Genomic DNA, 14560 nt, shown 5'->3' with positions numbered 1-14560 from the left:
TAACTACAGGTGCTTATATGAGTAAAGAAGAAATATACCGTCCCAATGTTGCTATGATAATCGTCTCAAATGAGTATCCGCAAAAAAAAGATGTTTTTATCGCACAAAGAAATGATTTGACTGACATTTGGCAGTTTCCACAGGGTGGCATTGATGAAGGCGAAGAGGTCAAAGAGGCTCTTTTTCGTGAAATGGAAGAAGAGATAGGGACAGACTCTGCTGAAATAATAGCAGAATATCCAGAGTGGATTTCTTATGATTTTCCTCCTAAAATTGCGAATAAAATGAAGCCGTATAAGGGACAGACACAAAAATATTTTTTACTCAAACTTGCAAAAGATGCCAAAATAAACCTGGATACAAAGCATCCCGAGTTTATAAACTATAAATTTGTGGCAATAGAGGATGTTTTAGACTTTACACCGCATTTTAAGCAGTCTGTATATGAAAAAGTTATAAATCATTTTAAAAGAGAGGGGCTGTTGTAAATGCTAATAGTTCAAAAATTCGGTGGGACCAGTGTTGGTGATTTGGAACGCATACAAAATGTAGCGAATCGTGTGGCAAAAACAAAAGAAGCCGGGCATGATGTAGTCGTTGTTGTTTCGGCAATGAGTGGAGAAACAAACAAACTTGTCGGATATGCCGAACATTTTTCAAAAAATCCGGCTCGGGCTGAGATGGATATGCTGTTGAGCTCAGGCGAAAGAGTGACATCGGCACTCCTTTCTATTGCACTGCAGGAGATGGGAATTGATGCTGTGGCAATGACGGGGAGAAAAGCGGGTATTGTCACCGACAATCAGCATACCAAAGCGCGTATTGAAGAGATTGATCCCAAAGCCATGAAAAGTGCGTTGCAAAGTGGCAAAGTTGTTGTGGTTGCCGGTTTTCAGGGAGTAAATTCTGACGGAGATGTCACAACACTCGGACGCGGAGGAAGTGATCTTTCTGCTGTTGCCATTGCAGGTGCATTAGAGGCTGACTTATGTGAAATTTATACGGATGTGACAGGTATTTTTACAACAGATCCGCGAATTGAACCAAAAGCAAAAAAACTTGATAAAATCTCTTATGAAGAGATGCTTGAACTTGCATCATTAGGCGCAAAAGTATTGCAAAACCGCTCTGTTGAACTGGCAAAAAAACTCAATGTCAATCTTGTAACACGAAGCAGTTTTTGCGATGATGAGGGAACATTAATTACAAAGGAAGAAAATATTATGGAAAAACCACTAGTAAGCGGAATTGCGTTAGACAGAAACCAGGCGCGCATCTCTTTAATGGGTGTCAAAGACAGACCGGGCATTGCTTCTGATATTTTTAATGCATTGGCAGATGCCGAGGTCAATGTGGATATGATTATTCAGAACAAGGCGGTTGATGATACAACAAATATTGACTTTACTGTACCTGTGAGTGATTTACATGACGCAAAATCTGTTGTAGACACCTTTGTGCAAAGCGGTGAAATCAAAGATGACTCTTATAATGAAGATATCTGTAAGGTTTCTGTAGTGGGTGTTGGTATGAAATCGCATGCAGGTGTTGCTGCAAAAGCATTTTCAACGATGGCAAAAGAAAATATCAATATCAATATGATTTCAACATCAGAAATAAAAGTATCCATGGTTATTGATGAAAAGTATGCAGAGCTTGCTGTTCGTTCTTTACATAATACTTATGAGTTAGACAAATAAGTAATTACATGCCGGATTTTGCACAATGGAGCCTGGATGCCATAAGAGAAAAGGGCGGTAGTCTCAGCTGGCTTGAAGAACACCGGTTTGAGTGGTCCAAAACAACTGCATACGCATTGGAGCAGATTCTCAATGGCAAAACAATCATTTTAATTACTGATGAAAAAAGAAAGTGGTTTGAAAATTACATTTTGAGCTCTTTAAACGGAGTGTTGCTTGAACGCCCTATGATACCTATCATCAGTATTGACAATATTTATACGCATTACAACAGTGTAGGCAGTGGTGAAATGATAGATATTATAGATGATATGATATCACTCTCTTTTAAGGGCGACTACTTTTTTTGGTACATTGGCAAAGGAGATGATAAACGCAGCGATATTGCCAAAAGAAAAGATGAGAGTTATTTTTGGATCTTTGATGAAGATTTCAACAATGCGTTTACACTCAAATCCTATGATACGGATTTGGATATCAAACTGTTACAGCTTTACAAACTTTTTGATGCTTCGTTGAATGCTGCAATGTTTGGAGAGGTTGATGCAAGCTCCTGATGCAATAAAAGGGCATATCCTCATTGCAAATGATGTGGAGGAAGCTGCTGAAAAACTTGAAAATGAACTGCAGGGCTTCAGAGTTGTAAAGTTTATAGAAGAAAATTTTAAAATTGAACATGCAAAACTTGTAACGGCTGAAGCATACATCAGTGAAGCACAGACAAAGTATATCATCATCGCAGCTTCTGAGTTTACTGATGTGGCACAAAACTCTCTGCTAAAACTTTTGGAAGAACCGCCGACAAATATAGAGTTTATTATTATCTCCCCGACGAAATCAAATTTGCTGCCTACCGTACGCTCACGACTGCCAATTTTAAAAAATCAACTCCATCACAGTGTTATGGAGTTGGATATTACACTGGCTCGACTCGACTACAAAGAGGTTTTTGCATTTTTAAAACAACATGCCAGAGTCTCTAAAACAGAAGCAAAAGCTTTGGTTGAAGCTCTTTTTTACCGTTCTACTGTTGTTGAGAAATTGATACTCTCTCCATCACAGCTGGATAATTTTGACAAAGCCTATCGATTGCTTGACCTGAATTCACGCCCCCAAAGTGTTTTGGCAATGCTGCTTATGAGTTTTGCTCAGGAGAGACAATGAGAGTAGAAAAACTGTCAAATGAGATAAATATAAAAGAGGCATTGCAAAAGCTTGGTGTTGATGCGGGCGGTATTACAATTTTGGCGTCAAAAGCAACAATGCATATTTTACATATATATGATTTACATGTAGGGGCTGCCAATATTTTGAAACAGGATGCTCTCTCCATCGGGGCTGATTTGGCTGTTCCTCGGGGGACAGTTGTCGCAGCCAGGCCAAAAGTTGACTGCATACTTATTGCAAATACAAAACAGTTGAAAACTTTGGCAAAAAAAGAGCTGGCACAGCCTTTTGGACTCAAAGAACTGGCAAAAAAACTCAAAGAGTTTGCACAGGTTCGTCAGACGGATGCAGTAGAGATTATGGGTATTATAAATGCGAATGATGACAGTTTCTACGCACAAAGCAGGCTCAAAGAAAAAGAAGCAATACAAACTATAGAGACTATGATTGAAGAGGGTGCAGATATAATAGATATCGGGGCTGTCTCTTCTCGTCCAAATGCTCCATCTGTGAGTGTAGAAGAGGAGTTGGCAAGAATAGAACCGCTTTTGAGACTTATAAAAGAAGAAAAACTGTATGAAAAGGTAAAATTCAGTTGTGACAGTTATGAACCCAAAGTTTTACAAAAGGCTCTGGAGAGCGGTTTTGGTATTGTAAATGACATAACCGGTTTGCAAAACGATGAGGTATGCAAGCTTTGTGCGGCTTATAATGCAACAGCGGTAATCATGCATATGAGAGGAACGCCACAAACGATGCAGAAAAACCCCTATTACGAAAATGTCATAGAAGATGTATATGATTTTTTTATCAAAAGAGTAGAAAAAGCTGAGAGTTTTGGGGTGAAAAAAATTGTGCTTGATGTAGGCATAGGTTTTGGAAAAAGATTAGAAGACAATATAAAACTTTTGAGCAGCCTTGAGCACTTTTTAACCCTGGGTAAGCCATTGCTGGTCGGAGCTTCCAGAAAATCCATGATAGATAAAATTTCACCTTCTTCTGTAGAAGAGAGGCTCTCAGGCACATTGGTACTGCATCTTGAAGCCGTCAAAAACGGTGCTTCAATTTTACGTGTGCATGATGTGGCCCAACATCTTCAGGCCCTTAAAGTGTTGCAGGCCTTGCATACATAAAGTGTCTATTTTATGTATGCTTTGATTATTTCCTGACGTTCCAGCGGTCTGTTTCCGCCAGAACGCCCTGAAGTAGCGACATTGTTTAGTTTTTGCAAAGTTTGCATGGATTTTTGATCTGCAACCTTTCCAAAAATTGTATAGCCACCATTGAGCCATGGCGTTGGAGCCGTTGTAATAAAAAACTGACTGCCGTTTGTATTTGGGCCTCTGTTTGCCATTGCCAAAATACCGGGTTTGTCAAAAACAAGATTTGCTTTGAATTCATCCTTAAACTCTTTATGCCAGATGCTCTCACCGCCTCTGCCGCTTTCAGTCGGATCACCGCCTTGAATCATAAAATTGTGAATAATCCTGTGAAATGCTATACCATTGTAATAGCCTTCTTTTACATGGGTAAGAAAGTTTTCAACGGCTAAAGGTGCAGCTTCGGGAAAAAGTTCAAGTTCTATATTTCCCTGTGTTGTTTGCAGTACAACATGCGGATTGTTTTCACTTGAAAGCAAGAGCGTCGTATAGAGTAATACCAGTGCCAGTAAAATTCGTTTCATTAAAAAGCTTCTTATTTTTCTTCAAAATCTAAACATACAGAGTTGATGCAGTATCGCAGTCCCGTAGGCTCAGGACCATCAGGAAAAAGATGTCCCAAATGAGCATCACAACTGCTGCATCTTACTTCTGTACGAATCATACCGTGTGACATATCTTTTATTTCAGTGACAGCCCCTTCAACTGCTTCATAATAACTTGGCCAGCCTGTTCCTGAATCAAATTTTGTGCTTGATTCAAAAAGCGGGGCACCACAACAGATACATTTGTAAATGCCGTCACTTTTGTTATCATAATATTTTCCGGAAAAAGGGGCTTCCGTGCCGTTTTTTCGGCATACCGAAAAAGCTTCAGGACTCAGAATTTTTTTCCATTCATCTTCGCTTTTTGTTACTTTCATTAAATTTCCTTTACTTTTTTTATAGTATATCAAGTATATTTAGTTTTATGTATAAAATGAGTATTTTGATAAAAAATTATGGGGAAGAAGAAAGAAAAGAGTATCGCCAGTTATTTAGCAATACTCTTAATGGTTATTTACCAGCTGCAACGCGGTCTTTAAGAATTCTACGTGTTTTATATATTAATAGTTCATTTATCATGTTTATCATCCCCTTATTTATGGTTTTATAGCCATTTAATTGAACTGTAACCATATTTACTTTATCGACTTGGTAAATTCTATCTGAATAAAAGTTATAGAAAACTTAATATTATAAGTAATGTCAACTATTGCATAGGTAAATCCCACGAAAAATAAAACAAATCTTAATCAATATAGTTTGATTCAATCAATTGAACACTAAAATCATCACGATAAAGAGCATTTCTTTTAATATCTGCCATTGTAGTTTTACCGGTTAGGAGTACCTTTTTATCTTTGTTCTCATTTAAAAACAACTGATAAAGATTAACAGTAAAACTTCTAAGAATAGCTATAGAGAAAGGCTCTTTATATGCTATATGGTCATCTTCTTCAGTAAGCATATCTAAGTGATAGTGATATGTTTCCACTCTCCAATGTTGCAGTATCTTTTGAAGAAACTCTTTTGCAGTTGTTTTAAAGTTAGCCATTAAATATTGAGTTGAAATTGTAACTTCACCAGTCTGTGCATTTGTTAATGTTTTCGTCACTTTAATGAGTGATTGAATATTTTGAAAGTTCTCATGATACATAACTAAATCAGCACTTTTATTTTGAAAAACTTCTACTTTTCGAGAGACTCTTTTGTTGTTTTCAGTTAAATAGCTATCTTCATCATCAACTCTATCTGTAGGCTGATTAAACTCTTCTATGGTCTTTATAGCTTTCTCTTTGAGGTGTTTCTGGTTATCTTTGAGTTTTGCTATATATCTGTTACCTTGCTCATCAATAGTGTTGAGAATCTCTGATTGAGTAAGCAGTGCATCAAAGGAAAATATCTGTCCTTCATTGCTAAAAATATTATCGTTTAAAACCTCTTTGAGTGCAGTAATTTCGCTACTCTTATTTTTATCTAAAAACTTGTGAGCAAACACTATTTTTATATCTTTATCCAAGATATTTAGTATTGCTTTATGTCTTTCCTGTGTGTATTGACCATTCACGTCGCTACCTCTCAGCCACTTCCCGTCAATAGCAATATTTTCTTGTGCAATGAATGGAAAAAAGAACTCTCTAAATACTTTTTCCAAAGCATTATTATCTGTGTTTATCAATAAACGATGATATGTTGATTTGGAAGGAATCGTTATCTCTTCTTTATCAAAAATCTCTTTGAGTATTGCATTGTCTTTGTTATATATCATCCATGAAAATATATCCTTAAAAGTTGTATTTCCTTTGATAAGTGCAAAAAGTGTCATGAAAAGAACTTCGTGCAATGGATATTCTATCTTCCCTGTATCTACTCTATAGTCTGGGATACTTTTTAGCGATTCAAGTAAGGCTTTTGTGCGTGTTAATTTGATGGTAAACTCCTTGTTTTAGGAGTCTAAGCAATATTTCTTCCAGTTCTTTTGAATCTATTGATTAAGATTTATTTTATTTTTCGTGGGATTTACCTAAACTATTGCACCCCAATCCTAAAAAAACAGGAATTTAAAAGAAGAACAATAATTGCTTGAACTCTAAAAAAACTAAAGTGATTACATATGGCAACAAAAACAAGAGAAAAATTAGCGAAAAAGCGTTCTATAAGAGGGTATGCAGATCAAGCCCAATCAAATCAACTTTTAAAATTGTTTTCAGAGGTGACAGACTATCGGAAACCTCAAGGTAAAAGACACCGACTAGAACATATTTTATATCTTTCAGTATTGGCTGGATTGATGGGAGCAACTGACTATAAGCAAATATCTATTTGGATAGAGAAGCATATTCAAAAAGAACAAGTTAAAAGATTATTAGGTGTAGAGTTTATATTAACACCAAAGAAAAGTTTGGTTTCTGATGTGTTAGCGAAAGTTGATAGCCAAGAAGTTGAAGTTGTTTTTAGGAAATGGATAAGAACCTATGTCGATACAAGAGGAAAGCACCTGAGCGTAGATGGCAAGGTTATGAATGGCAGCAAATACAAAGATAAGAGATCAATAGAAGTAGTTGGTGCTGTTTTATCTGAGATAGGGGTAATAATTGCTCATCAACAAATAGCAGAGAAGTCGAATGAAATACCTGCCCTTCAGGCTATGATAGGGGAATTGGGAGATGAATTTATCTTTACTTTTGATGCAATGAATACCCAAAAAAACTCTTGATGCTATCGAAAATAGTGGTTCAAAATATATTGCCAAGGTAAAAGATAATCAAAAAACCTTACTTGATAAAATAGATGAAATTTCAAGAGATATAAAACCGACAAATATTTACAAGGCTAAACCTGTCCAACAATCTAATGAATGGATTAATAGGAAGGTGTTTGTATATCAACCAACTACTTTTTATCATAATGGCATAACTCATATTCGCTCAATAATAAAAGTTATAAAAAAAGTAGAGTCAACAAATCATAAAACTGGCGAGATTACTAATAGCACTAGAATTCAATTCTGTATTGCAAATTTTCATGAAAGTGCAGAATTCTTTCACAATAAAATTTTACACCATTGGAAAGTGGAAACCATGCATCAATACAAAGATAATTCACTTTTAGAAGATGCTCATAATTGTCATTTAAATCCATTTTTAATGACTATTCTTAGAAGTATGATTTTGAATATTTTACACCTTAATGGTGCAAAATCTATACAAGAACAACTCATCAACAATAGATGGGATTTGGATGACTCTATCGCTCAAATATTAAAATTGAGTTTTTAGAGGATTGTGGTGCAACTATTGCACCCCAATCCTAAAAAAACAGGAATTTAAAAGAAGAACAATAATTGCTTAAACTCTAAAAAACTAAAGTGATTACATATGGCAACAAAAACAAGAGAAAAATTAGCGAAAAAGCGTTCTATAAGAGGGTATGCAGATCAAGCCCAATCAAATCAACTTTTAAAATTGTTTTCAGAGGTGACAGACTATCGGAAACCTCAAGGTAAAAGACACCGACTAGGAGCCTGTCGGATTAACCCACTCAAAACCAATAATCAGGTATAATAAATATAAATAAGAGAATATTCTAATAAGGCTTTGACGATATGAAACCCTTCATAGCAGCTAACCGAAATCAGCCATTCCTGATGCCTCCGAGTATAGAAGAGTGGCTTCCAAAGAGGCATTTGGCACGCTTCATTGTAGAGATAGTCGAAACACTCGATCTCAATGATATCTACAAACACTACAAAGAAGGTGGCAAAGATGCCTATGATCCCAAAGCAATGCTTTCGCTTCTCTTTTACGGATATGTGCGGTGAGCGAAGCGAGGAAATACTCTTGGGGTGCAACAGGAGTCTTTTCAAGCAGAAAGATAGAACAGGCTACCTACGATTCTGTACCATTTAGATATATTGCTGTCAATACTCATCCCGATCACGATACCATTGCCAACTTCCGCAAACGTTTTCTTTCCCAGATATCCGATCTCTTTGTGCAGATACTTGAGGTAGCACAGAAGTCGGGCGTACTTAAAGTAGGCAAAGTAAGTCTTGACGGTACCAAAGTCAAAGCCAACGCTTCCAAGCATAAGGCACTGAGCTACGGACATATAAAAAAACTGCAATCCCAACTCGAAGCAGAAGTGCAGGCCTTGCTTGAAAAAGCACAAGAGGCAGACAACAGTAAAAGCGATGAAGGAGTGAATATCCCTGAGGAGCTGGAACGAAGAGAAGAGCGTCTTGAAGTCATTAAGGAAGCCAAAGCAAAAATAGAGCAACGCGCCAAAGAGCGCTATGCAAAAGAGAAAGCACTCTATGATGAGAAGATGAAGAGACGCAAGGAGAAAGAGAAGCTCACAGACAAGAAGACAAAAGGCAAAGTGCCAAAAGAGCCTGTCGAAGAAGTATTGGATAAAGACCAGGTCAACCTGACCGATGAAGAGTCTCGTATTATGAAAACATCAGGCGGAGGGTTTGAGCAGTGCTACAATGCCCAAGCCTCAGCAGAGCATGATTCCCGTCTGATACTCCATACCCATGTTACACAAAACACCAATGACAAACAGGAGGTTAAGCCTACACTGCAATGGTATGAGGTACATCCAAAACTCAAACCTTCCGCTGCATTCAATGCGGATGCAGGCTATTTCAGCGAAGAGAATATCAAGCTATGTGTAAAAAGCAAAATGACACCCTATATCTCATTTGGAAAAGAGCAACACAATCAGCCACTTGAAGAGAGATTCAAAGAGGCAGACCCTTTGCCTGATAATCCTACTGAAGTAGAAAAAATGAAACACCGTCTTCAGACCAAAGAGGGTAAAGCTATTTATGCCCAACGCAAATGTGTCATAGAACCCATCTTCGGTATCATCAAACAGGTAATTGGATTTAGGCAATTTATGCTCAGAGGGCTTCAAAAGGCACAAGGTGAGTGGCGTTTGGTATGCATGGCATACAATCTGAAGAGATTGCATACGATAATGGGATAACAGGAGACAGGGATGGCATATATCGAGCAATATATGAAGGATTTTAGAGAATATTTTCTACATTATCGCTCTAAAAATGGTTTTTTAAAAATATGAGAGATTATAGGGAGTATTTTTGGATGGGTATCCGACAGACTCCTAGTAAAGATTGCTTTTGTTTTAGAAGTGAATGTTTGTGAGTTGATAAATTTCAGTAATTAGTATATTTTTTATGTTTTAACAATTTTCACATTCAATTGATGCTAGAATAGATAAAATTATTTATAAACAGTAACTATGGGTGGTAATATTGTCGTGACATTAAAATATCTTTTATCATATACAGCCGTATCACTACAGGCTTATGAAGCTGAAACTATTGCTTTACTTTACAAAGAGACTCTTGATTGGGACAGTGTTGCGAAGAGTGTTATAGATGATGATGCTTTGCAAAAAGGAACAATTGCTACACGAAAAAGAGAATTCATTGAGTTCAAAAAAAGACTTCAAACTTTAACATCAGAACAACTGGCATATTATGAAGAGGCAACAAGTTGCGATGTTAAAAATCTTACGATGCTGAGTTGCTTTAAGCTCTATGCTTTTATCTCTGATTTTGCAACTGAGGTTATGAGAAATAAACTGCTCCTTTTTGATTTTCAACTTATCAACAGTGACTATGAAGCATTTTATGACAGCAAACGAATTGCATACGACAATCTCAATACTATTTCTGAGGGAACCAAATACAAACTCAAACAAGTGATGTTTAAGATGTTTGAGCAAGCCGGATTGATTGATAGTGTTAAAAGTAAGAATATTCAAAAACCATATCTTTCAGAAGAACTTATAAAACTAATAGTCCAAGATGACCCAAAATATCTTAGTAGTTTTTTATATAGTGACAACGAGATAAATGAACATATAAAGAGATATAAATGAAATTAGAAGCATTGGAAGTGAAATACGATAAACTCTTTAATAACCTCAAAAAAAAGAGCTTTTTATCTATGAGTGCATTGGGTGGAGAGATACCGTTTTACATTGTGCCATATAATCCTGAACAAGAGAATGATGTTGTCAAAAAGACAAAACAGCTCAAAGACCGTTTAGCTCGTGATGGTGTTAGCGTATTTGAGATCAATCTATTTGATTTATCTCTTAATATACTCGAAGAGAGAGGCATACTTGAGAAGCTTATAGAAAAAGAGAAAACTCTCTCTAATTCAAAACTCTTCAAAACACTGCAAAGTGTGCTTGATAGTGAGACTAAACTCATACCTCGCATTGAAGCATTAGCAAAAGAGAACCCGTCAAAAATGCTTTTTTTAACGGGTATCGGTCAAGTCTTCCCATTTATTCGTTCTCATACAATACTCAACAATCTTCAAAACTACATCAAAGACAGACCCACTATTATGTTCTTTCCTGGAACTTATACCGCTGACTTATCTTTGTTTGGCAGACTCAAAGATGACAACTATTATAGAGCATTTAATCTTGATACTCTCAATTTGTAAGGATAAAAAATGATTGAAAAACTATTTAAAAAAGATATACATAGAAATATTGAAGGTGTTGTAAAAGCTGACAACACAACAGACGAAGCTGTTTTTAATGAGGTTGATGAGTATGTTATTACGAATGACTTAAATAAAAAGTTAGATGAATTTTTTGGAGAATATTCTGCTACTATTGGTAAGAGCACTCAAAATATTGGTGTATGGATCTCTGGACACTTTGGTTCTGGTAAATCACACCTCTTAAAAATACTTTCTTATATCCTTACAAACAAGCGAGAGCATTCAGACCTAATAGGAGAGCTGTTTCTTGAAAAGATTGATACGGATGACTTTGAGTTAAAAGCAAATATTGAAAAAGCATTAGTAACGCCATCAGAGACTATTCTGTTTAACATTGACCAAAAATCAGACATCGGAAGCAAGAACCAAGATGATGCTATTCTTGGTGTTTTTATGAAAGTATTTAACGAGATGCGAGGGTATTATCCTAAGTTTGGCTATATCGCTAAATTTGAGAGTGACCTTGATAAACGAGGGAAGTTTGATAGTTTCAAAGCAAAATTTCAAGAACTTAGTGGAGAGAGTTGGGAAAGCGGTCGTGAGACCATCTTTTTAGAGAGTGATAATCTTGCCAAAGCACTTTCAAGTGTAGATGATATTTCACAAGAGAGTGCAAAAGATTTAATAGATAGATATGAAGAGAATTATTCACTCAGTATTGAAGAGTTTGCTAATGAAGTTAAAGAATATATTCAAACCAAAGAAAAAGATTTTAGATTAGTATTTTTTGTGGATGAAGTTGGTCAATACATTGGAGACAACACAAAGCTTATGTTAAACCTGCAAACTATTGTAGAAACACTTGCAACTGTTTGTAATGGGCAAGCTTGGGTTATTGTTACTTCTCAATCTGCTGTTGATATGCTTGTAAATGCCAACTCACAAATGCAAAATGACTTCTCTAAGATTATGGGTCGTTTCAAGGTAAAATTAAATCTTACCAGTCAAAATGCAAATGAAGTTATTCAAAAGAGACTCTTGGAAAAAACAGATGGAGGAAACAGTGACTTAGGTGTAATCTACAACAAAGTCAAAAATTCTCTCTCTTCAATCATTCACTTCTCAGATAGAAGCAGACAATATCAAAACTATAAAGATGGCGAACACTTTGCTCTTGTCTACCCATTTGTTCCTTATCAGATGGACTTATTTCAGTCTTGTATCACAGGGCTGTCTGCTCACAGTGTATTTCAAGGGAAGCACCAATCAACGGGTGAGCGAAGTATGCTTGATGTTGTGCAAAACATCGCAAAGAGAATATCATCAGAGACGATAGGAGCAATAGCTACATTTGATATGTTTTTTGATGGTCTCTCTTCTATCATTCGTGGAGATGTTCAAACGCAGATACAAAAAGCAACAGATACACTTGAACCGTTTGAATCTAAGGTATTAAAAACTCTCTTTATGATTAAGTATGTCAAGGAATTTACGCCAAATATAGATAACATTACGACTTTACTTGTTGGAACAATCATAGACATAGATATAAGTGATTTAAAAAAGCAAGTTCAAAGTGCATTAAACACTCTTATTAATCAAACATATATTCAAAAGGTTGGGGAACAATATGAGTTCTTAACTGATGTTGAAAAGGATATTGAAAAAGAGATTAAATCTACTGATGTTGAAAACTCTGAGATTGTGAGTGTGCTTGTAAGTTGGATTTATGATGACATAATTAAGATCAATAAAATCAGATATGCACCAAATAAGCAAAACTACCCATTTGCAAGAAAGCTTGATGATACTATAGTTAAAGGAAGAGAGGAGGAATTGGTACTTAACATTATTACTCCTCTAAACTCACAAGATTATGATGAAGAGAGATTGATCCATAAATCCCTTGCAGATAGTGGTCTGATATTGGCACTTCCAGGTTCTTACGATTTTTCATCAGATTTGGAACTCTGGGTAAAGACTAATAAATATATTCCTCAAAAACAAGGTGGTGGTGTTTCTGATAATGAAAAAAATCTACTGTTTAACAAATCTAATGACAACAACAAAAGAAGAGAAAAACTTCAAAATAATCTAAAAGATTTCATTAGTGAAGCAAAGATTTATCATAACGGTAAAGTCTTAGAGATTACCACAAAAGATGTCAAAACAAAAATAGAAAATGCTTTTGAAACTCTTATCACAAGCACATATACCTACATTGGTTTGCTTCCAAAAGTTTATGAAGAGAGAGATATAAGTGTTGTTCTCAATCAAAGCGATGATTTGCTTACAGGAAGCGATGATGCACTCTCTCCTGCTGAACAAGAGATGTACACTTACATCCGGAGACAAAAGGCTTCACATAAAACGTTAACTATTTCAGATTTACTTGAATACTTTTCTGTTAGACCGTATGGATGGTATCAAAATGCGATACTCACTCAAATAGCTTCTATGTATATGAAACAAAAAGTTGATTTGAAGCAGAACTCAACACCGCTCAATAAAAAAGAGATTTTAGCTGCTCTTACAAATAACAGACAGTTCAACACTATTGTAGCACCACGAGTAGAAGTAGATGCCAACAAGATAAAGAAAACAAAAGAGACACTGACTGAGCTTTATCCAAATGCTTCGTTTAACTCTACATCTACAAGAGAGATTTACGATGTGTGCCAGAGTGAAACAACCAAGCTTATATCTGCTTGTAGAAACTTTATGAACTTGAACTATCCATTTAACGATGTGTTTCAAGAGATTATAGATGTTTTAACTCCATTAGAAAAATTAACGACAGACACTCTGTTTGATGAAATTCCAAATATGGAAGATGACTTACTTGATGCCAAAGATGACTTGATAGACCCTGTTATGGAATTTATGAACGGTGACAAACGAAAGATATACGACAGTGTAAAGAAGTTTATAGATGAAAATAGTAACAACCTCAGATATATAGATAGTCCTCAAAAAGCTGTTATAGAAACACTCCTAACCTTAGAGAAGCCATATAATGGAAATACTATACCAAAAGCAAAACAAGCACTAAAAGATGTAGAAGAGTGGCTACAACCACTTATAGAACAAACAAGAGCAGAAGCGATTACTAAAATAGAAGCAGTGATAAAAGAGCTACAAGAGAATGAAAACTTTGAAAAGATACCAAGAGAAGATAGATATAAAGTCATAAGACCAAGACAGGAGTTAATAGAAACTATCAAGCACACTTCAAGTATAGATACTATCAAACAAAGAAGTAATGCAGATGCACTTGCTGATGAACTAAACCGTGGTCTTGAAAAAATATTTGAACTAATCCCACAAGATGTAATTGTTCCACCAAAACAAGATACAGTTCGTATAGCAAAACTAACACCTCGTAATAAACTTACTCTAAAAAATAGTGATGATGTAAATGAGTATATTGAAAAGTTAAAAGAAAATCTATTAAATGAAATTGGTAATGGGAAACAGGTATTATTATAAATGAAGAA

Annotated in this window: 14 protein-coding genes and 1 pseudogene; 12 read left to right on the top strand and 3 right to left on the bottom strand. The window is 35.7% G+C overall.

Annotation, left to right across the window (positions count from 1 at the left end; all coding sequences use genetic code 11):
• The first annotated feature begins 17 nt into the window (after positions 1 to 17).
• Genes FJR45_RS09805 through folP form a run of 5 tightly spaced genes read left to right on the top strand, consistent with a single transcriptional unit; the run spans position 18 to position 4000 of the window.
• Complete coding sequence (locus FJR45_RS09805) at positions 18 to 488, top strand: RNA pyrophosphohydrolase (RefSeq protein WP_193150365.1); 471 nt, start codon at positions 18 to 20, stop codon at positions 486 to 488.
• On the top strand, positions 489 to 1700 hold the full coding sequence (locus FJR45_RS09800) for an aspartate kinase (RefSeq protein ID WP_193150364.1): 1212 nt from the start codon (positions 489 to 491) through the stop codon (positions 1698 to 1700).
• 8 nt (positions 1701 to 1708) lie between these two features.
• Positions 1709 to 2257 (top strand): HobA family DNA replication regulator, encoded by a 549-nt coding sequence (locus tag FJR45_RS09795; protein WP_151899756.1) that lies wholly within the window; start codon positions 1709 to 1711, stop codon positions 2255 to 2257.
• Entirely contained in the window at positions 2244 to 2864 is a 621-nt protein-coding gene (locus FJR45_RS09790) for a DNA polymerase III subunit delta' (RefSeq protein ID WP_193150363.1), read from the top strand. Before FJR45_RS09795 ends, FJR45_RS09790 begins: the two co-directional genes overlap by 14 nt.
• The gene (gene folP / locus FJR45_RS09785; RefSeq protein WP_193150362.1) at positions 2861 to 4000 is read left to right on the top strand and encodes a dihydropteroate synthase; all 1140 of its coding nucleotides are present in this window, start codon (positions 2861 to 2863) and stop codon (positions 3998 to 4000) included. Before FJR45_RS09790 ends, folP begins: the two co-directional genes overlap by 4 nt.
• 5 nt (positions 4001 to 4005) lie before the next feature.
• Here folP and FJR45_RS09780 read toward each other — a convergent pair whose 3' ends face one another.
• The 3 genes from FJR45_RS09780 to FJR45_RS09770 form a co-directional block, all read right to left on the bottom strand.
• The gene (locus FJR45_RS09780; RefSeq protein ID WP_193150361.1) at positions 4006 to 4551 is read right to left on the bottom strand and encodes a peptidylprolyl isomerase; all 546 of its coding nucleotides are present in this window, start codon (positions 4549 to 4551) and stop codon (positions 4006 to 4008) included.
• Between the two features lie 11 nt (positions 4552 to 4562).
• Positions 4563 to 4949 carry a peptide-methionine (R)-S-oxide reductase MsrB gene (gene msrB, locus FJR45_RS09775; protein WP_193150360.1) on the bottom strand — a complete coding sequence of 129 codons (387 nt, stop codon included), beginning with the start codon at positions 4947 to 4949 and terminating at the stop codon, positions 4563 to 4565.
• Between the two features lie 368 nt (positions 4950 to 5317).
• Positions 5318 to 6499 (bottom strand): ISAs1 family transposase, encoded by a 1182-nt coding sequence (locus FJR45_RS09770; protein WP_226966519.1) that lies wholly within the window; start codon positions 6497 to 6499, stop codon positions 5318 to 5320.
• A gap of 183 nt (positions 6500 to 6682) precedes the next feature.
• Between FJR45_RS09770 and FJR45_RS09765 the strand changes: the two genes are divergently transcribed.
• The 7 genes and pseudogenes from FJR45_RS09765 (at position 6683) to brxC (ending at position 14552) form a co-directional block, all read left to right on the top strand.
• Complete coding sequence (locus FJR45_RS09765) at positions 6683 to 7285, top strand: ISAs1 family transposase (RefSeq protein ID WP_193149934.1); 603 nt, start codon at positions 6683 to 6685, stop codon at positions 7283 to 7285.
• The gene (locus FJR45_RS09760; RefSeq protein WP_347402233.1) at positions 7266 to 7847 is read left to right on the top strand and encodes a transposase; all 582 of its coding nucleotides are present in this window, start codon (positions 7266 to 7268) and stop codon (positions 7845 to 7847) included. The genes FJR45_RS09765 and FJR45_RS09760 overlap by 20 nt, the downstream gene beginning before the upstream one ends.
• Before the next feature lie 99 nt (positions 7848 to 7946).
• Positions 7947 to 8132 (top strand): hypothetical protein, encoded by a 186-nt coding sequence (locus tag FJR45_RS09755; protein ID WP_193150359.1) that lies wholly within the window; start codon positions 7947 to 7949, stop codon positions 8130 to 8132.
• Between the two features lie 41 nt (positions 8133 to 8173).
• Positions 8174 to 9561: pseudogene (locus FJR45_RS09750) on the top strand (transposase).
• 276 nt (positions 9562 to 9837) lie between these two features.
• Complete coding sequence (locus FJR45_RS09745; RefSeq protein ID WP_193150358.1) at positions 9838 to 10482, top strand: DUF1819 family protein; 645 nt, start codon at positions 9838 to 9840, stop codon at positions 10480 to 10482.
• The gene (locus FJR45_RS09740) at positions 10479 to 11060 is read left to right on the top strand and encodes a DUF1788 domain-containing protein (RefSeq protein WP_193150357.1); all 582 of its coding nucleotides are present in this window, start codon (positions 10479 to 10481) and stop codon (positions 11058 to 11060) included. The genes FJR45_RS09745 and FJR45_RS09740 overlap by 4 nt, the downstream gene beginning before the upstream one ends.
• 9 nt (positions 11061 to 11069) lie before the next feature.
• Positions 11070 to 14552: a BREX system P-loop protein BrxC gene (brxC, locus tag FJR45_RS09735; RefSeq protein WP_193150356.1), complete on the top strand. Its 3483-nt coding sequence runs from the start codon at positions 11070 to 11072 to the stop codon at positions 14550 to 14552.
• Positions 14553 to 14560: the final 8 nt, after the last annotated feature.

Origin of the sequence: Sulfurimonas sediminis (genome assembly GCF_014905115.1) — a bacterium.
Taxonomy (GTDB): Bacteria; Campylobacterota; Campylobacteria; order Campylobacterales; family Sulfurimonadaceae; genus Sulfurimonas; species Sulfurimonas sediminis.
The sequence above is the reverse complement of the archived record's forward strand: the minus strand, read 5'-3'. Positions and strand labels throughout refer to the sequence as shown.